This window comes from Kribbella voronezhensis, from assembly GCF_004365175.1.
GTDB lineage: Bacteria > Actinomycetota > Actinomycetes > Propionibacteriales > Kribbellaceae > Kribbella > Kribbella voronezhensis.
Genome location: NZ_SOCE01000001.1, coordinates 2045930 through 2063816 on the forward strand (window position 1 = coordinate 2045930; position 17887 = coordinate 2063816).

The 17887-nt window shown below is 68.3% G+C and carries 20 protein-coding genes; 6 read left to right on the forward strand and 14 right to left on the reverse strand.

From position 1 onward, the window contains the following. Window positions 1–81: 81 nt before the first annotated feature. Window positions 82–1089 (reverse strand): helix-turn-helix transcriptional regulator, encoded by a 1008-nt coding sequence (locus EV138_RS09180; RefSeq protein ID WP_238158032.1) that lies wholly within the window; start codon window positions 1087–1089, stop codon window positions 82–84. A gap of 113 nt (window positions 1090–1202) precedes the next feature. On the opposite strand from EV138_RS09180, the gene EV138_RS09185 reads away from it, so the two are divergent. After that, window positions 1203–2621, forward strand: coding sequence for an MFS transporter (locus EV138_RS09185; protein ID WP_133977963.1), 1419 nt, complete (start codon window positions 1203–1205; stop codon window positions 2619–2621). Here EV138_RS09185 and EV138_RS09190 read toward each other — a convergent pair. The 3 genes from EV138_RS09190 to EV138_RS09200 form a co-directional block, all read right to left on the reverse strand. Continuing rightward, the gene (locus EV138_RS09190; RefSeq protein WP_238158033.1) at window positions 2618–3397 is read right to left on the reverse strand and encodes a pentapeptide repeat-containing protein; all 780 of its coding nucleotides are present in this window, start codon (window positions 3395–3397) and stop codon (window positions 2618–2620) included. The two genes, EV138_RS09185 and EV138_RS09190, sit on opposite strands and share 4 nt — an antisense overlap. A gap of 5 nt (window positions 3398–3402) precedes the next feature. Beyond that, window positions 3403–4524 carry a peptide chain release factor 2 gene (gene prfB / locus EV138_RS09195; protein WP_112246941.1) on the reverse strand — a complete coding sequence of 374 codons (1122 nt, stop codon included), beginning with the start codon at window positions 4522–4524 and terminating at the stop codon, window positions 3403–3405. Between the two features lie 81 nt (window positions 4525–4605). Further along, window positions 4606–4899 carry a helix-turn-helix domain-containing protein gene (locus EV138_RS09200; RefSeq protein WP_133977964.1) on the reverse strand — a complete coding sequence of 98 codons (294 nt, stop codon included), beginning with the start codon at window positions 4897–4899 and terminating at the stop codon, window positions 4606–4608. An 85-nt stretch (window positions 4900–4984) separates the two neighbouring features. Here EV138_RS09200 and map point away from each other — a divergent pair, with 85 nt between their 5' ends. Further along, window positions 4985–5764, forward strand: a complete 780-nt coding sequence (gene map / locus EV138_RS09205) for a type I methionyl aminopeptidase (RefSeq protein WP_133977965.1) — start codon at window positions 4985–4987, stop codon at window positions 5762–5764. A gap of 16 nt (window positions 5765–5780) precedes the next feature. On the opposite strand, the gene EV138_RS09210 is transcribed toward map, so the two are convergent. From EV138_RS09210 to EV138_RS09240, 7 genes are all read right to left on the reverse strand, one after another. Further along, complete coding sequence (locus tag EV138_RS09210; protein ID WP_133977966.1) at window positions 5781–6179, reverse strand: pilus assembly protein TadG-related protein; 399 nt, start codon at window positions 6177–6179, stop codon at window positions 5781–5783. A 98-nt stretch (window positions 6180–6277) separates the two neighbouring features. Continuing rightward, entirely contained in the window at window positions 6278–6799 is a 522-nt protein-coding gene (locus EV138_RS09215; protein ID WP_238158034.1) for a hypothetical protein, read from the reverse strand. Next, on the reverse strand, window positions 6796–7149 hold the full coding sequence (locus tag EV138_RS09220; RefSeq protein ID WP_238158035.1) for a TadE family protein: 354 nt from the start codon (window positions 7147–7149) through the stop codon (window positions 6796–6798). Before EV138_RS09220 ends, EV138_RS09215 begins: the two co-directional genes overlap by 4 nt. Before the next feature lie 74 nt (window positions 7150–7223). Continuing rightward, the gene (locus EV138_RS09225; RefSeq protein ID WP_133977967.1) at window positions 7224–7421 is read right to left on the reverse strand and encodes a hypothetical protein; all 198 of its coding nucleotides are present in this window, start codon (window positions 7419–7421) and stop codon (window positions 7224–7226) included. A 14-nt stretch (window positions 7422–7435) separates the two neighbouring features. Further along, a complete protein-coding gene (locus EV138_RS09230; RefSeq protein ID WP_166678536.1) occupies window positions 7436–8374 on the reverse strand; it encodes a type II secretion system F family protein in 939 nt (312 codons plus the stop codon). Then, window positions 8371–9231, reverse strand: a complete 861-nt coding sequence (locus EV138_RS09235) for a type II secretion system F family protein (RefSeq protein ID WP_133977968.1) — start codon at window positions 9229–9231, stop codon at window positions 8371–8373. The genes EV138_RS09230 and EV138_RS09235 overlap by 4 nt, the downstream gene beginning before the upstream one ends. Further along, a complete protein-coding gene (locus tag EV138_RS09240) occupies window positions 9231–10508 on the reverse strand; it encodes a TadA family conjugal transfer-associated ATPase (RefSeq protein ID WP_112246929.1) in 1278 nt (425 codons plus the stop codon). The genes EV138_RS09235 and EV138_RS09240 overlap by 1 nt, the downstream gene beginning before the upstream one ends. 338 nt (window positions 10509–10846) lie before the next feature. Here EV138_RS09240 and EV138_RS09245 point away from each other — a divergent pair, with 338 nt between their 5' ends. Next, on the forward strand, window positions 10847–11347 hold the full coding sequence (locus EV138_RS09245) for a SigE family RNA polymerase sigma factor (protein ID WP_133977969.1): 501 nt from the start codon (window positions 10847–10849) through the stop codon (window positions 11345–11347). 21 nt (window positions 11348–11368) lie between these two features. Beyond that, window positions 11369–12628, forward strand: a complete 1260-nt coding sequence (locus tag EV138_RS09250) for a hypothetical protein (protein ID WP_133977970.1) — start codon at window positions 11369–11371, stop codon at window positions 12626–12628. A 39-nt stretch (window positions 12629–12667) separates the two neighbouring features. Here EV138_RS09250 and EV138_RS09255 read toward each other — a convergent pair whose 3' ends face one another. Together EV138_RS09255 and EV138_RS09260 are read right to left on the reverse strand one after the other, a co-directional pair. Beyond that, window positions 12668–13411 (reverse strand): GntR family transcriptional regulator, encoded by a 744-nt coding sequence (locus EV138_RS09255; RefSeq protein WP_133977971.1) that lies wholly within the window; start codon window positions 13409–13411, stop codon window positions 12668–12670. 117 nt (window positions 13412–13528) lie between these two features. Next, complete coding sequence (locus tag EV138_RS09260) at window positions 13529–14566, reverse strand: Gfo/Idh/MocA family oxidoreductase (protein WP_133977972.1); 1038 nt, start codon at window positions 14564–14566, stop codon at window positions 13529–13531. Window positions 14567–14880: 314 nt separating this feature from the next. On the opposite strand from EV138_RS09260, the gene EV138_RS09265 reads away from it, so the two are divergent. Then, on the forward strand, window positions 14881–15882 hold the full coding sequence (locus EV138_RS09265) for a Gfo/Idh/MocA family protein (RefSeq protein ID WP_133977973.1): 1002 nt from the start codon (window positions 14881–14883) through the stop codon (window positions 15880–15882). Between the two features lie 332 nt (window positions 15883–16214). On the opposite strand, the gene EV138_RS09270 is transcribed toward EV138_RS09265, so the two are convergent. Continuing rightward, window positions 16215–16925, reverse strand: coding sequence for a CTP synthase C-terminal region-related (seleno)protein (locus EV138_RS09270; protein ID WP_133977974.1), 711 nt, complete (start codon window positions 16923–16925; stop codon window positions 16215–16217). A gap of 76 nt (window positions 16926–17001) precedes the next feature. On the opposite strand from EV138_RS09270, the gene EV138_RS09275 reads away from it, so the two are divergent. Next, window positions 17002–17883 (forward strand): LysR family transcriptional regulator, encoded by an 882-nt coding sequence (locus EV138_RS09275; protein WP_133977975.1) that lies wholly within the window; start codon window positions 17002–17004, stop codon window positions 17881–17883. The last annotated feature ends 4 nt before the right edge of the window (window positions 17884–17887 follow it).

The following is a 17887-nucleotide window of genomic DNA, read 5'->3' on the forward strand; positions in this document are numbered from 1 at the left end:
TTGGTTGACTGAGGCTGGTCGGCTGAGGCTGGTTGCCGGGGGTACCTTGGATGCTCCCGGCAACCGTTCAGCCGGCAAGTCTCACGCGCCGACCAGCTGGCGGAGCTTCTCTTCGGTGGCCTCGTCGACCGCGGTGTAGACCGTGGCCCGGAACTGGCCCAGCTGGGTCAGCCAGAAGTTCGCCGGCTCGATCCGGAGCAGTCCGACCCGCTCGTTGTCCAGCAGCTTGACCTTGTTACTCGGCCCGGCCACGTCGTACCGCTCCCACAGCTGGGCGAATTCCGCCGAATTGGCGAGCAACCGGCCGGTCAGATCCTGCCACTCGGGTTCGCCGAGATGGTCGGCCAGCGCGGCCCGGTACGCGGCCACCATGTGGAGCTTCATCGACTCCGCGTCCAGGAACGAGCACCGCCACTCCGGCGAGACGAAGTTCAGCCAGAGCAGGTTGCGCTCCTCCACCGGGACGGCGGCCATGTCGAGCACGACCTTGCAATAGGCGTCGTTGAACGCCAGTACGTCGTACCGGGTGTTGAGCACCAGCGCCGGATAGGGCGAGACCTTGTCGAGCATTCGCTGGACCGACTGGGGCAGTGCGGTGCACTCGGCCGGAGCGGGGCCCAGCGAGACACCGGCCAGTGTGTAGAGATGGTTCCGCTCCGAGCGGTCCAGCCGGAGCGTTCGCGAGATCGCCTCCAGCACCTGAGCGGACACGTTGATGTCGCGGCCCTGCTCGAGCCAGGTGTACCAAGTGACGCCGACCCCCGCGAGCTGAGCGACTTCCTCCCGCCGCAGCCCCGGCGTACGGCGTCGGCCGCCGGGGGCGAAGCCGACCTCGTCCGGGCGGATCCGTTCCCGCCGGCTGCGCAGGAACGCCGCCAGCTCCCGCCGCCGCTCCCCCTTGCCGCTGCTGCCGGTCCGCAGCGGCTCGACCCCACTGCCGGTCCGCACCGAGTCCACCCCGTTGCCGCTCCCCACCGGCTCGACCCCATTGCCGGTCCTCACCGGGTCCACCTCGTTGCCGCTCTGTGCCGGGTCGCCGGGGCGTGCGGTTTTGTCGGTGGCAGACGGCATGCTGGTCAGGAGACTCACCTCTCCATCGTGCAGGGCGGCAGCGGCGATTCCCAGCCTGGTTCCGGGTGCTGCCAATACCAGGATAACCAGGCTCTCACCACCAGGCTCGATGCGGCCGCAGGCTGGATCCCATGACAGACCAGGTTCTCTCCGTCCGCGGCACCGAGTCGCGCGCCGTGTCACCGCTGCGCCCGGTGGCGCTGACCACGCTGCTCTTCGGCGCCTTCCTGCCGATGCTCTCCTTCTTCATCATCAACGTCGCCCTGCCCGCGATCGGGTCCGACCTGCACGCGACCTCCGGCGAACTCCAGTTGGTCGTCGGCAGTTACGGCATCGCCAACGCCACCCTGCTCGTCGTCGGCGGCCGCCTCGGCGACGGCTTCGGTCGCAAGCGGCTGTTCATGATCGGCCTGACCGGCTTCACCGTGCTGTCGCTGATCTGCGCGATCGCGCCGACCATCGGCGTACTGCTTGCTGCCCGTGTCGTCCAGGGAGCCGCCGCTGCGGCGATGACTCCGCAGGTGCTGGCATCGATCAGCAGCCTGCTCACCGGCGAACACCGCGCTCGCGCGATGGCCATGTTCGGCGTAGCCGGTGGCGCTGCCGCTGCACTCGGCCAGATCCTGGGCGGCGTACTGATCGAGGCCAACGTCTTCGACCTCGGCTGGCGGTCCGTGTTCCTCGTCAACGTGCCGGTCGGCCTGCTCGCGTTGGCTGCGGCGGTCAAACTGCTTCCCGAGACGCGTGCGGCCAAGGCGCAACGGGTTGACCTGGTCGGCGCCGGCCTGCTCGCTCTCACCCTCGTACTGCTACTGCTGCCGCTCACTGAGGGCCGCCCGCTCGGCTGGCCGCTCTGGACCTGGGTGTCGCTCGCAGCGACGATCCCTGCTGTAGCAGTGCTCGGTGTGCACCAGCACAAGTCCGAGAAGGCCGGCCTCGCACCGTTGATCCCGCCGACCGTACTGCGGTTGCGCCCGATGCGGATCGGCCTGCTACTGGCCGTCGGGTTCTTCACCACCTTCGGCGGGTTCATGTTCGTGTTCGCGCTGGCCACTCAGGGCGAAGCCGGCATGTCTCCCCTGGAAGGCGGAATGAGCCTGCTGCCGATGGCAGTCGGGTTCCTGATCACCTCGATCTACGGCCCTCGCCTGCAGCAGCGGTACGGCGCTGGACTCATCCTGCGCGGCTGGATCGTGCAGTCGGTCGGGTACGCCGTACTGGCGGTCGTAGCGCTCACTGTCTGGCCCGACGTCACTCCGTGGACACTGGCGATCCCCATGCTGATCGCAGGGTTCGGCAGCGGCCTGGTGATGGTCCCGCTGATCGGAGTAGTCGTCGGCCAGGTGCCGCCGGCACAAGCAGGACTCGGCAGCGGCATCCTCCTCACCAGCCAGCAGACCTGTCTCGCACTAGGAGCAGCAACAGTCGGTACGGCGTACCTGTCGCTCGCCGGGACGTCCTGGGGCCAGGGCGGCGCACTCGCCGCGGTAGCCCTGGCCATCACCGCGATCTCTCTGCTGATGACGCCAGTGACCCACAAACTCCGCTAACCCCAGTGGCTTGGTCGTAGTACTGCAGGAGGGAGTTTGGTCGCGGCATCGCCACGGGCCGCGTTGACCTGGGACTGGGTGAGGAAGAGGGCGTCGGTGAGGTCGGCACCGCACAGGTCGGCGTCGCGGAGGTCGGCGCCGATCAGGTCGGCCTGGCGCAGATCGGCCTCCCGCAGGTCGGCCGCGATCAGGTAGGCACCCCGCAGGTTGGCAGCTCGCAGGTCCGCGCCGCGGAGTTTTGCCCCGAACAGGTCAGCTCCGCGGCGTTCCTTCTTCTTCGGCTGCTTGCCCCGGACGAGCTTGCTGGTCTCCAGCAGCACTTCGTTGACCTTCTGCCGCTCGGCCCCGAGGTCGACTGTCGCCAGATCCTGCAGCGTGAGCTCCTCGACGTGGTCTCGAAGTTGCTGCAGCACTGGGTGAAGCTGCCGCGTCTGCTCCAACTGCAACGCCTCGGTCAGATACCAGAGCAGCTCGTGCAACTGCCGCATGATCGGCAACGCCTCGAACATCTTCTGCCCCGGCTGCTCGCGCCAACTAGGCCCTGCCAGCCGCGACACCTTCTGGCCGGCACCGAAACAGTCGTACACCGTGCAGCCCTGGAAGCCCTTCGACCGCAGCTTCTCGTGGATCCCACAGCGGAAGTCCTGCTCGAGATTCGGGCACGGCTCGCCCGCATCCTTGTCGATCGCGAAATCCGCCGACTTCGCGAAGGTCAACGCGACACAACAAAGACCGTGGCAGTTGGCGCAGTCCGCGCGCAGGTCCGCCAGTTGCACTTGGATCAGTTCTGGTCGGCGGCCTGCTGGCCGGTACGGCGCCAGCGGATCCCCGCCTCGATGAACTCGTCGATCTCACCGTCGAACACGCCACTGGTGTTCCCGGACTCGTACAGCGTCCGCAGGTCCTTGACCATCTGGTACGGGTGCAGCACGTACGAGCGCATCTGGTCGCCCCACGAGCCCTGCACGTCGCCGCGCAGCGCGTCGATCTGGGCGCGCTCCTCGGCCTTCTTCAGCGCCAGCAGCTTCGCCTTCAGGATCACCATCGCGCTGGCCTTGTTCTGCAGCTGCGACTTCTCGTTCTGGCAGGAGACCACGGTGCCGGTCGGGATGTGGGTGATCCGGACGGCCGAGTCGGTCGTGTTGACGCTCTGCCCACCCGGCCCGGACGACCGGTACACGTCGATCCGCAGCTCTTCTTCCGGTACGTCGATCTCGTCGGTCTGCTCCAGCACCGGGACCACCTCGACCGCGGCGAACGAGGTCTGCCGGCGGCCCTGGTTGTCGAACGGCGAGATCCGGACCAGCCGGTGCGTGCCGGACTCGATGCTCAGCGTGCCGTACGCGTACGGCGCCTTGACGCCGAAGGTGGTCGACTTGAGCCCGGCCTCTTCGGCGTACGACGTGTCGTAGACCTCGGTCGGGTAGCCGTGCCGCTCGGCCCAGCGCAGGTACATCCGCTGCAGCATCTCGGCGAAGTCCGCCGCGTCGACGCCACCGGCGCCGGAGCGGATGGTGACGAGCGCCTCGCGTTCGTCGTACTCGCCGGACAGCAGGGTGCGGACCTCGAGCGACTGGATCGACTTGGTCAGCGAGGCGATCTCGCGCTCGGCCTCGGCCAGCGCGTCGCTGTCGTTCTCGTCGCGGGCCAGCTCGATCATGATGCCGAGGTCGTCGACCCGGCTCCGCAGACCGGTCAGCCGCTCGAGGTCGGCCTCCAGCCGGGACAGCCGGGACGTCACCTTCTGCGCGTTGGCCTGGTCGTTCCACAGGTCCGGCGCCGCGACCTGCTCGCCGAGGTCGGCGATGTCGCGCTTCATCGCCGGGACGTCGAGAACTTTCTCGATGGACGTCAGGGTCGCGTCGAGTGCCTTCAGGTCAGCGTCGAAATCAGGTCCAGCCACAACCAAGCAGCGTACCCGTTGAACCGGCCCGGCCGGGAATCAGCGCTTCGCGAGACTCCTCGGCGTACGGATGAGCGTGGGTTAGGAGGCCAGTCGGGCCCGGGTACGGCCGGTTGGTTCGGCGCCGGGCTCGGGCCGGTTGATCTCGGCCCACACGTCGTCGAGGGACAGGCCGAGGACGTCGGCGATCGCGGCGATCGTCGGGAAGGCCGGCGTCGCCACGCGGCCCGTCTCGATCTTGCGGAGGGTCTCCGGGGAGACGCGGGCGTCGAGAGCGGTCTCCAGCATCGAGCGCTCGCCCCTGGCGCGGCGCAGCAGTGCACCGAGGCGCTGTCCGCGCTCGACGTCCGCGGGAGTGAGCGGCAATCTGACCATGGAGCCCATTCTAGTACCGGCATAGTATGGCCGGTATAGTTATTGGCACCGCGTGAAGAACCCGAGAAGGGCTGAGAAGGCAAGCATGATCGAGATCCTGAACCCTGCCGAACTGGCCCGAGCAAAAGTGACCGGCGCTCTGGTCGCCGACATCCTGCAGACGCTGAGAAACCGCTGCACGGTCGGCACCAACCTGCTGGACATCGACCGCTGGACCCAGACCATGATCGCCGAGGCCGGCGCCGAGTCCTGCTACGTCGACTACGAGCCGTCGTTCGGCCGTGGGCCGTTCGGACACTACATCTGCACAGCCGTCAACGACGCCGTGCTCCACGGGCTGCCGTCCGACTACGCACTGGCCGACGGCGATCTGCTGACGCTCGACCTCGCCGTACTGAAAGGCGGAGTTGCCGCTGACTCGGCGATCAGCTTCATCGTGGGCGACTCCAAGCCCGCGGAGAGCATCGCGCTGATCGACGCGACCGAGCGTGCCCTGCGTGCAGGGATCGCGGCTGCCGGTCCCGGAGCGCGCATCGGGGACATCTCCCACGCCATCGGCTCGGTCCTCAGCGCGGCGGGCTATTCCATCAACACCGAGTTCGGCGGCCATGGGATCGGCTCGACGATGCACCAGGACCCGCACGTCGCGAACACCGGTCAGCCGGGCCGCGGGTACAAACTCCGTCCTGGGCTGCTGCTCGCGCTGGAGCCGTGGGTGATGGAGGACACCGCCAAGCTCGTCACCGATGCCGACGGCTGGACGCTCCGCAGCGCGACCGGCTGCCGCACAGCCCACAGCGAACACACGATCGCCATCACCGACGACGGCGCCGAGATCCTCACGCTGCCCACGCGAGCGGCCTGACGGATCGTTGCCGGTATCAACGAATCGGTACGACGGCTGCCGCGTCCGAGCCGATGTCGGCGGTCCCTTGCCAGCCGGGTGGCGCGAACGGCAGGTCCACCGCCGAGGAGAGGTGAACGGTCACCGTCGTACCGGTGACATCGGCCGTCCAGTCGAGACCGTCGAATCGGTTGCTCGCGCCGACAGAATCCAGGTACTCCGCGGTCAGCCGGCGTGCTTCGTCGGGGTCGAGCTGCGCGTTCTCTCCGGAACCGTCCTGTGCGTAGATCGCCGCCAGCCCGTTCGCCGCCGCGAGGACCGCACCATCCGCCGTCGCATCCAGATCGCGCCGGACCAGGAACACCTTGGAGATGTCGGTCACCACCACGATCATCATCAACACCACGGCCGCGAACCCGATGATCAACACCGTCATCTGCCCGCGCTCATCTTTTCCGCGGCCGCTCGGCCCGAGTTCGCGACGGTCGCGGTTGCGGTTGCGGATGCGGTGGTGGCGGTGGCGGTTGCGGGGAATCATCGGGTGCCCTTGGCTTCGCGGTAGTCGCCGTAGGGCTCGGTGTGGACGGAGCTGATGCGGACCGCGGGTCGCTCGCCGCCGAGCGCGTCGGGGATCAGCGGGAGCGGCATCTCGGTGTCGAGCTCGACGGTGACCGTCGAACCCGGCTCGAGGCAGGCCGGAGTGCAGGTGATCCGCAGCTGATCGGAACTCAGCTCGATGCCCTGATCCTTCATCGCCAGCCGTGCCGCCTCGAACGCCCGCGAACGAGCCTCGTCCTCGGACAGTCCCGCCGGAACGATGATGAACGCCCGTGCGGCCGCGCGGGTAGCAGCAGTCGCCCCGTACGACGCCCGCTGGACATCGAAGACCCCGAGCATCAGATAAACCAACGGCACCATCAACAACAACGCCAACCACGAAAACTCCACCACAGCACTACCCCGCTCTCCCCGCCGCCCGCGACGCACCTCCGCGATCCGGCCCGGCGGGCCCTCCCCACTCACTCCGCCCCGCGCCTCGAGGTTGGCATTGTTCATTGGCCGGTTTCCTTGATGGCGTGGCCTTCGACGTGGAAGCTGATGCCGGGTCCCCACAGACCAAGGGGTGGCATGTGGGCCTCGACGACAACGACCACTCCGGGCTGACCGTCCACGTCGACGGCTTCGGCCGTGACCGAGTCGATCAGCTCGTTCCGTACGACGCCGTCCACCAGTTCGCGGGTGCGGGCTTCACCGTCGACGGGTTCGCGATTCAGGACTGCCGCATAGTGGGCGCCCTCGGAAGCCGCGGCGGTCACCGTGTTCCGCACGTACAGGAACAGTCCGACCTGCAGGATCCCCAGGAACAGCGGGACCACGAGCGTCGACACCATCACGAAGTCGACCACTGCCGAGCCACGCTCGTCCCGCCGGCCCCGGGCCGCTGAGCCACAGGCGCGGCCGATCGGTGAGCGCGAGGGGATCACTTGTTGGTGACGGAGTTCAGAGCCTTTTCGAGGATGGCTTGGAGCTGTTCGGCCGCGAAGGCCCAGATCGCGACGACCAGGCCGGCCGTCATCACGGTGATCAGCACCCAGCCCGGTACGTCGCCGCGCTCCCGGGCGGCCGGTCTCGGCTTCATCGCCCAGGTCAGCAACAGTCTGGTCAGCAGTAGGGACATCAGTTCTCCTCAATTCATCCGGCGATCAGCCGGATGCCGACAGCGCCTGGATAGAAGGCGAAAGCGATGGTCACCGGGAGCACGAGAAACACCACCGGGATCATCATGGCCACTTCGCGACGTGCGCCCGACTCGATCAGCTCACGTCGGTTCGCCTCACGGATATCGCCCGCCTGCGCACGCAGTACGTCGGCCAACGGGGTGCCTCGTTCGAGGGCGACCGCGAGACCGTCGGCGAATCGGGACAGCGCGACCAGACCGGTCCGGTCGGCCAGGCCGTCGAGCGCGCGGACCAGTGGCTCACCGGCGCGGGTCTCGGCGAGCACCCGCTGCAGCTCGATGGACAGCTCGCCACGACACGACCGTGCCACCCGGTCGAGCGCTGCGGCCGGCCCCTCTCCGGCGGCCACCGACAACGCCAGAAGCTCTGCCACCGTTGGCAATTCGGCGAGCAACCGCCGCTCGCGGCGCCGCACCTGCGTGGTGAGGTAGGTGTCCCGGGCAAGCACACCGATCACGGCAAGGAAGCCGGAGAGCACGAGAAGTCCGACCGGATTGCCGATGCCGAGCGACAGCGAGACCAGGGCGACGACGAGCCCGACGCCGAACCCGGCCGCGCCCCAGAGCACCTGCTCGATCCGGAACTCCTCGACAGTCCGGTCGATGGCGGCTCGGGACAGCCGGCGCCGGACGGAGCTCGCCCCACCGAGCAGCCGCTCCAGCCGGTTCGCCCCGGCCCGCAGCGACGGCCCGAACAACCGCAGGATCGCGTAGAACGGCGAACTCGAGTCGACCACACCGGAGAACACCTCCGAGCCGCCGATATCGCGCAGATACGGCCCGATCCGGTCGTCGACCGAAGGCCGTCGCAGGAACGGCAGCCGCCGCACCACCAGCAGCAGGCCGGCTCCGAACAGCCCGCCGACGAACGCGCCCAGCAGCATCGGGCTCATCGCAGCACCCGCTCGGGCTCGGGCAGCCGGCCGATCCGCAGCATCAATCGGTACGCGATCACACAGACCACCGCGCCGACGCCGATGATCAAGGCGCCCACCGGCGAGTTGTAGCGCTGGATCACGTCGCCCTGGAACGACAGCATGCCGAGCACGAGCCAGGGCGCGGCCACCGCCACCCGGGCGCCGTTCACCGACCAGGACTGCCGCGCCTCCAGCTCGGATCTCGTCCGCGCGTCGTCGCGCAGGAAGCTCGACAACGAACGCAACAACCGGCCCAGGTCGCCGCCGCCCACCTCGCGAGCGATCCGGAGCGCCTCGATCACCCGGTCGCCGACCGGATCAGCCAGCCGCGCCTTCAGCCGGTCCAGCGAATCGGCGAACCGCCCGGTCGAGGCATAGTCCGCACCGAACCGCCGGAACGGATCCCGCAACGGCAGCGGCCCACGCTCCCCGACCTGAGCCAGCGCCTCCGACAACGACAACCCGGCCCGGACGGCGGAAGCGATGTTGTCGACCACGTCGGGCCAGAGCTCGCGGAACTCGGCCAGCCGCTTCCGCGCCCGGCTCTTCAACAGCGCAACGGGAACACCGCCCGCCATCACGCCGAACACCAGCCCGATCGGCAGCGCGGCCGACACCACGAACATCAGGATGAAGGCCACCAGACCCGTCAGCACGCACGCGCCGATGAAGGCGGCCGGAGTCACGCCCTCGACCCCAGCACTGGCCAGCAACTCGCGGCTTCGCCTGAGCAACCGGCCTTCGCCGCGCGGCGAGGCGTCCTGTGGCGACAGGAACGACCAGGCAACCAGCAACAAGCCGATCCCGAAGACCAATCCGAGCAGAAGTCCCATCAGTTCACCCCCCGCGGCAACTCGGTCAGCAACCCGGCCGGCGAGTACCCGGCCTGCTGAAAGCGCTCCGGATGCGGCAGTTGTCCCTCGGCCCGCCGCAACTGCCCGTCGAGAGTCGCGAACAGCGTCTCGGTTTCGATCGTCTGGTCCTCGATCCGGCCACTCACCGACACGATCTCGCGCACGCGCCGCTGCCCGTCGGACGCGATGCCGAGATGGACCACCAGATCCACGCACCCGGCGACGGTCGGCAGCACGAACCGGGATCCGATGTTCTCGCCCGCGAGCAGTGGCAGCGTGCACATCTTGGTCAGCGCCTCGCGCGCGGAGTTCGCATGGATCGTGCACATGCCGGGGAGCCCACTGTTCAAGGCGAGCAGCAGATCGAGGCACTCCTCGCCGCGGACCTCGCCGACGATGATTCGCGACGGCCGCATCCGCAGGGACTCCTTGACCAGGTCGCGCAACCGGACCTCGCCGGTGCCCTCCAGCCCGGCCTGCCGGGTCTGCATCGACACCCAGTCGGGGATCGGCAGCTTGATCTCGAAGACCTCTTCACAACTGATCACCCGCTCGCTGCCCGGGATGGACCCGGCCAGCGCGTTCAGCATCGTCGTCTTGCCTGCCTGCGTGCCGCCCGAGACGAGGATGTTGAGGCCGGAGGCAACGGCCGCGTCGAGAACGGCTGCCCCGTGCGGCGTGATCGAACCGAGCGAGACCAGATCCGCCAGCCGGGTGGCCCGGACGGTGAACTTGCGGATGTTGATCGCCGCATACCGCTGGGTGATGCCGCCGAGCACGATGTGCACCCGGCTGCCGTCCGGAAGCCGCGCGTCCGTGAACGGCTGGGAGACGTCGATTCGCCGCCCGGTGGTCTTCAGCATCCGCTCGACCAGATCGGCGACCTCTTCCTCGGTGAGCACCGTGGTGGTCAGCTCGTGCCGCCCCTCGCGGGCGATGAACACCCGGCTGGGCTCGTTGATCCAGATCTCCTCGACCGCGGGATCGTCCAGATACCGCTGCAGCGGGCCGAAGCCGGCCACCCGGTCGTGTACCTCGCGACTGACCGCCTCCAGGTCGCCGATCGGCGGGACGATCCCGGTCAGGCTGCGCTCGTCGTACTCCTTCACGACCGTCGCGACGATCGTGTTCACCGCGGCCGGGTTGCGGAGCGGGTCGATCCCCTCGCGCCGGACCACGTCGCGGACCTGGGCGTCGATCAGCTCGACCGCGCCGTTCCAGCCGGACCGGCGCGCGGCAAGTCTGTCGGCTGTCATCGTCTCCCCAGTTGGCGTCTCGTCCGGCAACCCGCTGATCACCCTGCGCGATCATTCTTCCAAGCCGGAGCCCACCCGCGCCAACCCGCTGCCGGGTCCTGTGGATAACCCTCACACAGGCACAGGTTCACTGACCGTATCCACCCACTCACTCGGCCGACCAGCCTTTTGCATCTTCCTGCAAACACCCCGTACTACGGGACGCCGGCCGGCACAGGCGGTCGAGGCGCGGCACCCCGCCCAGCCCGCAACTGCCTGGCGTACCGCAGTACGGGCGGTGTAACGCGGTCGGTGGCCCATGGCGTCGTAGAGAGTGAGACCACGACGGAGAGGCTGCGATGAGACCGAACGCGGAGGACTTCGAGGAGTTCGCCCGAGCGCGAACACCTCACTTGTACCGGACGGCCTGGTTGCTGGCCGGCGATCGGCATCATGCCGAGGACCTGGTCCAGGAGACGCTGGCCAAGATGTTCCGGGCCTGGCGCGGACTCCAGCGGATCGACAACCCACCGGCGTACGCGCAGACGGTGCTGGTGCGGACGTTCATCTCGCAACGGCGGCGACGGAGCTGGACCGAGCAGCCGACCTCGGACCTGCCGGACCGCGCCGAACGACCGGGTGACCACGCGCTGCGGCTGTCGCTGCAGAACGCCCTGGCCGAACTGGCTCCGCTCGATCGCGCCGTTCTGGTGCTGCGGTTCTTCGAAGATCGCAGCGTCGAACAGGTCGCGCTCGATCTCGGCAAGAACGCCGGTGCGATCAGGACCAGGACCTCCCGGGCGCTGGATCGCCTGCGGATCGTCCTCGGCGACGACGCCGTCCACCTGATCGCCCTCTGACCTGACGTACCAGGAGCCCTGATGACCAACCTGAACGATTCCCTGCCCGACCTGATGCGCCGGGCCACCGAACACCTCGAACCCGAGTCCACCGACCTGGTCGAACGCGGCATGCAACGCGGTGCCGTACTACGCCGCCGCCGCACCGCCTTGCTCAGCGTCAGCGCTGTCGGCGCCGTCCTGGCCACCGCCGGCATCGTCGTCGGCGGCACCCAACTCTTCGGCAGCCCGGACCAGAAACAGGCCCCCGTCGCCGGTGCGCCGACCAAGGCAGTCACCATCCCGACCAAGGCTGTCCCGCCGGCGACGGGAAAGGACACCCTGGCCACGCTGCGGAAGCTGATCCCCGCTGGTCTCCAGGTCTCGAAGCCGACGTCGATGGACGGCGGACTGGGAGGCCAGAACTCCGCCTCGGTGGTGGTCAACGACGGCAAGGGCGCGTCGTGGCTGATGGTCACCACGGGATACGCCTACCTCAACCCGACAGACTGCTCCAACAGTCTGCCGAACACCTGCACGATCCAGCCGGACGGAAGCGCCTTGGAGGCAGTCGCACGAGAAGCGATCAGCCGGAACGGCAACCTCAAGGAGGCGTCGTCCAACTCCGTCATGCTCACTCGGCCCAACGGTACCCAGGTGGCGTTGACGAGCATGAGCGCCGCTGGAGAGGGAAGCCCGGTCACCAGGAAGCAGCCGTTGTTCTCGCTGGCTGAACTGGCGAAACTCGCCGCCAGCAAGAGTTGGGGCTTCCCGCCCAAGATGACGGTCCAAGAACCGGCCCCTCCCACCCCCAAGCCACCAGTCGTACCCGTGCAGGCAACGCTGGCGACCCTGAAAAAGGTGATTCCCGGTCACCCGCAGCTGAGCGGGCCCACCACGCGGGGCGGCGGCACGAACGGCTACAACGGCGCTTCCTACCTCACCAACGACGGCAAGGGCGCTTCGCTGCTGGATGTCATGCTGACGACCGGTGCTCCGGTCAAGAAGTGCCAGGACGAAAGAGGTCTCGCCCACTGCAAGGTCCGATCCGACGGCTCGGTGCTTCTCTGGGAGAAGAATATTCCGTCCTACGGCGACTCCCGTCAGCAGAGGTACGGGATCCTCGGGAACTCCGTCACGCTGTACTACCCCGACGGGCGCACCATCAGCCTCTGGAGCTTCAACGGCTTGGGTGAGAAGGCCCAGGTCAAGCACACCCGGGCAACTCCGGCGTACACGACCGAGCAGTTGACGACGATGGCGGACAGCAAGCTCTGGGTCTTCCCCGGCGGCACCAAGTAGGTCTCGCCCTCGTCCGCCGTCTGCCGTCTGAGGGGTCGGTCAGCGGTGGACGAGGGTGTGCTCGAAGGCGTAGCGGGACGCACGGAACAGGTGTGAGCCGTACTCGACGGCGCGCCCGTGGTCGTCGTACGTGATCCGCGTCGTCGCAAGCAGCGGACAGCCCGGTTCCTCGGTGAGGAGCCGGGCTTGTTCGGGTGTGGCCGGGATGGCCGAGATCGTCTGGTGTGCCACCTTCAGGCGGACGCCCTCGGCTCTGAGTAACTCGTAGAGGCCGCGCTCGGCCAGGGTCGCCGGATCCGTGTCCAGCATCTCCGGCGGCAACCAGTTGCGCATCAGGGCGAGTGGCTCGCCATCTGCTCGCCGGAGCCGTTCCAGCCGCAGTACGCGATCTCCCAGCTCGCACTGCAGAGCAGTGGCGACCTCTGCGCTGGCTGGGACGACACCGAAGCGCAGTACCTCGGTCTCAGGCTTGCGATGTGCGGCCGACAGGTCGTCGTACAGGCTGGTGAGTTCCAGCGAGCGGCGGACCTGGCCCGAGTTGCCGACCACCTGAGTACCGACGCCGCGCTTGCGCACGAGCAGGCCCTGGTCGACCAGCCGCGCGATGGCCTGCCGCACGGTCGGGCGGCTCAGCCCGTAGGCCTCCGCGAGGTCGACCTCGTTGCTGAGCCTGGATCCGACCGGCAGCTCGCCACCCTGGATCGCTGCTTCGAGCTGCTGGGCAAGCTGGACGTGAAGCGGGGTGCGGCTGTTGCGATCGACGCTGACCTGGACGGTACTCATGGGCACATCTTGGGGCGTCAACGGCCCACCGTCGAGTCGAAGGACGGATTTGATCAGATCTCTTCATTTCCTGATCCCGTCCCGGCCGCACCCTCGCCGGATATCGGCCGGCCGGCGTCAGGCGATCTCTTCGGGCTTCACCGGCCGGTGTTCCTCATGGGATTTCATCGCCGCCAAGGCAAGTCGCAACGCGCGCCGAGCGTCGGCACCGGTCACGGGCGGCGTGCCGTTCGTACGGATCGCGTCGGTGAAGTCGCAGACCTCCTGGACATAGGCGTCCGCGAACATCTCCTCGTCGCTGCGCAACGTCCGCTGCTGAATCCCGTCCTCGGAGTAGTGCAGCATCGGCGTGCTGCCATGGCGCCCGGCCGTCACCATTCCCTTCGAGCCGAACACCTCGCCACGGACGTCGTACCCGTACAGCGCGGAGAAGTTCGCCTCGGCGGTCGCGATCGCCCCGTTGTCGAACGTCACCATCACGACCGCCGTGTCGATCAGCCCGTCTTCCTTGTACTGCGGGGCGACCAGCGTGTCCGCTCTGGTGTAGACCTCGATCGGCTCGGCTCCTTCGTTCAGCCACAGCAGCGTGTCGAAGTCGTGGATCAGCGTCTCCCGGAAGATCGTCCAGGGCTTCACATTCGCCGCGCGGACCACACCGTCCGCCCGGCCGGGATCACGGGTGATCGACCGCATCAACTGCGGTGTGCCGATCCCACCTTCGCGAATCGTCCGGTACGCCGCGGCGAAGTCCCGCGCGAAGCGGCGGTTGAAGCCGACCTGGAACGGTACGCCGGCCCGCTCGGTGACCGCGATCGCGCGGTCGATCTCGGCCATCGTCAGACCGGCAGGCTTCTCGCAGAAGACCGCCTTGCCCGCCTCGGCCGCCTTCTCGATCAGCTCGGCGTGCGCCGCCGCGATCGAGGTGATCGCCACCGCGTGGATGTCGGGATCCTTGAACACGTCGTCGACATCCGCGGTCGCGGTCGCGCCGTACAAGCCTGCGACCTGCTGGGCTGCGTCCAGCCGCGGATCGGCAACAGTTCTGAGCTCCGCCGCCGGCACCCGGCGCGCGATGTTGCCCGCGTGCATCGTCCCGATCCTGCCCGCCCCGATCAACGCGATCCGGACGACTTCCAGCCCATGGTCGGTTTGCATCTGGTCGATCTCCTTGATTCAGGCACCCCGTTGCGACCAGCGCCGATGACTACGAGCGCTCCAGTCAGAAGCTAATGAACACCGCTTCGACAACACCGTCAAGGGTTCTCGAAACCTGTTGCCGCAGGCACCGAGCGTGATCGCCGGGACGCTCACCGGGGTCCGGATGGCGGTCAGCATCTATCGGTACCGCAGAACCTCCGGCAGGATGGCGCCTTCCCCCGCGACGGTCCCACCCGGACCCAGGTCACGGGTCGTCTGCAGACCGCCCTCGACGAGTACTTCCGTACGGACGAGTAGCTGAAGGAGAAGGCATGGAACCGCTGCGTATCGGAATCCTCGGCGCCGCCCGGATCGCGGGCCGCGCGATCGCCGAACCGGCCCGGCTGACCGGTGCCCGGCTGGTCGCGGTCGCCGCGCGGGACACCGAGCGGGCGGCCGCGTTCGCCGCGGAGCACGGGGTCGAACGGGTGCACGCGTCGTACCAGGACGTGATCGACGACCCGGACGTCGAGGTGGTCTACAACCCGTTGGCGAACGGGCTGCACGGGCCGTGGAATCTGCGGGCCATTGCCGCAGGCAAGCATGTGCTGACCGAGAAGCCGTCGGCCAGCAACGCGATCGAGGCCGCGCAGGTTCGCGATGCGGCGCGCGAAGCAGGCGTCGTACTGATGGAAGGGTTCCACTACCACTTCCACCCCGTCACCCGGCGGCTGCACGAGTTGCTGGCCAAAGGTGAGCTGGGCGAACTGCAGCACGTCGAGGCAACGATGGTGATGCCACCACCGGACGACGATGACCCACGCTGGTCGCTGGCGCTGGCAGGCGGTGCCGTGATGGACGTCGGTTGCTATGCCTTGCACGCGACGCGGATGCTCGCTCCTTGGGGTGGCGGTACGCCGACCCTGGCGAGCGCGCGCGCCGGAGAGCGCAGGCGGCTGCCGGGGGTCGACGAGTGGCTCAATGCCGATCTGGCGTTCCCCAACGGCGCAACGGCCGCGGTGCGGACCAGCATGGCGGCCGAGGAGCTCGACTTCAGCCTGCGGATCACCGGCACTCGCGGCGAGGCGTTCGCGCCGAGCTTCGTCCTGCCCCAGCTGGACGACCGGGTGATGGTGAAGACCAAGGAGGACACCTGGGTCGAGCAGCTCGGCCGCAAGTCGTCGTACGCGTATCAGCTGGAAGCGTTCACCGCTCACCTGCGCGACGGCGCCGAGCTGCCGATCGACGCCGACGACGCGGTCGCGACGATGGAGCTGATCGACGCCTGCTACCGCGACGCGGGACTCCAGCCGAGGCCGGTCAGCCGGCTTTAGCCGGTACTGCGGGCGCGGGCTGAGGCCGGCGCGACCGCGGGCGGATACTGCGGACCCGGTCGTTCTGCTACCGCAGGCGACCGGGCTCCCGCCTGCCCGGCCGACTACCGCCGGGCCGTCTGTCTGGCTACTTCCGCCCGTGCTTGGTCGGGGGCACGATCAGGCTGTCGTTCGGGTTGGCTTTCGCCTGTTTAGGTTGTTTCGGCTTGCGGACTTCGCGTCCGCCCTTGTTCTTGGCCATCGAAGACACTCCAGGGCTGGGTAGGGCTGAATCGGCTCAACGAGCCTCGTTCGCCGCGGTACTCCTGATGCCCCGGGGGTTGCTTTCGACGTTACACCCTGGCGGCGGCCTGCGCGGCTGCTGCGCGGGCGAACCCACGGATCAGCGCGTGCGGCCTGGACCCGTCCCCGGCCAGTTCCGGCTGGAACAGAGTGGCCAGGAAGAACGGATGCGACGGGAGTTCGGCGATCCGGACGTCACCGGAGTCGTCGAAACCGCTGAAGACCAGGCCGTGTTCGCGCAGCAGGTCCAGCCGGCTGGAATCCAGGCCGTACGAGCAGTGGTAGCGCTCGACCGACCGCTCCACGCCGAGCAGTTCGGCGGCGAGTGTTCCCGGCCGCACCTGGATCGGTCCCTCGTGCCCGTCGAGCGAGCACTCCAGCGCCACGATCAGCTGGTCCTCGGCATCCGGGTTGTTCTCGCCGTGCTGGACCTGCGCGGCACCGCAGACGTTGCGGGCGAACTCGAGCATCGCGTGCTGGAAGCCACCACAGGTACCGAGGAACGGCGTACCGCTCTCCCTCGCTGCCTGGACAGCGGCGATCGCTCCGCTTTCGCTCTGATACGGGCTCCCCGGCAGCAGCCAGATCCCGTCGAATCCGGCCAGGGCGCCGACCTCGGCGGTGGGAATCCAGTACACGTCGAGGTCGAGCTGGTCGCGTTCCCGCAGGCTGTCCAGCAGGCCCGGCACTCGCTGGTGGGAGCGGACGTGAGGTGAACGATCGCCGATCAGTGCGATCCGGCCGGAGTATGCGTGAGTCATGACCTCATCGTGCCGCCGAGACCTGGATCAGCGCCAACGATGATCTGTACAGGTCACATAAGCAATACTGATCCGCGTGGATCCGCATCTCTTGCGCACCTTCGTGACCGTCGCCGAGTGCGGGTCGTTCTCGGCCGCCGCGAGCCGGCTCGGCTACACCCAGTCCGCGGTCTCCCAGCACATCGCAGCCTTGGAGAACGACCTCGGTACGCCGTTGCTGCTGCGGCGCCCGGTGGTTCCGACGGGCCCAGGCGAGCGGTTGCTCGAGCATGCCGGGCCGATCATGCTGCGGCTGGAGGCTGCCCGGGCGGACGTGCAGCGGGCGATCGGCGACCCGCCCGGATCGCTCGTTCTCGGCGCCTCGCCGCTGGCCGCCTCGGCGCATCTGGCTGACGCGCTGAGCGAGTTGCGCCGGACTCATCCCGGGCTCGAGGTAACGGTGGAAGTCACCGGGCGCGAGGCCGTCGCGAAGGGGGTGGCGGCCGGTCGGTTCCATCTCGGGTTGACGGACGGGATCGCCGCGCCGAGTGATCCGCTGCGATTGTTCGATCTCGGGGCGCTGGCGACCACCGCGGTCGCCCATGAGCCGCTGGTGGTTGCCCTTCCTGTGCAGCATCCGTTGGCCGGTCGGCAGCGGCTCACCCTCGACGAACTCGTGGACGCGCGATGGATCGATGCACCCGACACCGCCGCAGCCTTGAGCGAGTTGCGCAGCGCGACCGAGTCCGACGGCATCCGGTCCTCGATCGGCTACGCAGGAACAGACGTGCTGACCTTGCTGTCGTTGGTTGCCGCCGGCCACGGCCTCGCAGTACTGCCTGCCTCGGTTCCGCACATTGTCGACGCGGTCGTCACGGTGGCGCTGAGCAGGCCTCGCCTCGTACACCGCGTCGAACTCCTGCACGGCCACGCGGACCTGCCTACAGCGACAGCCCTGGCGACAGTACTGCGTGGGTAGTGCC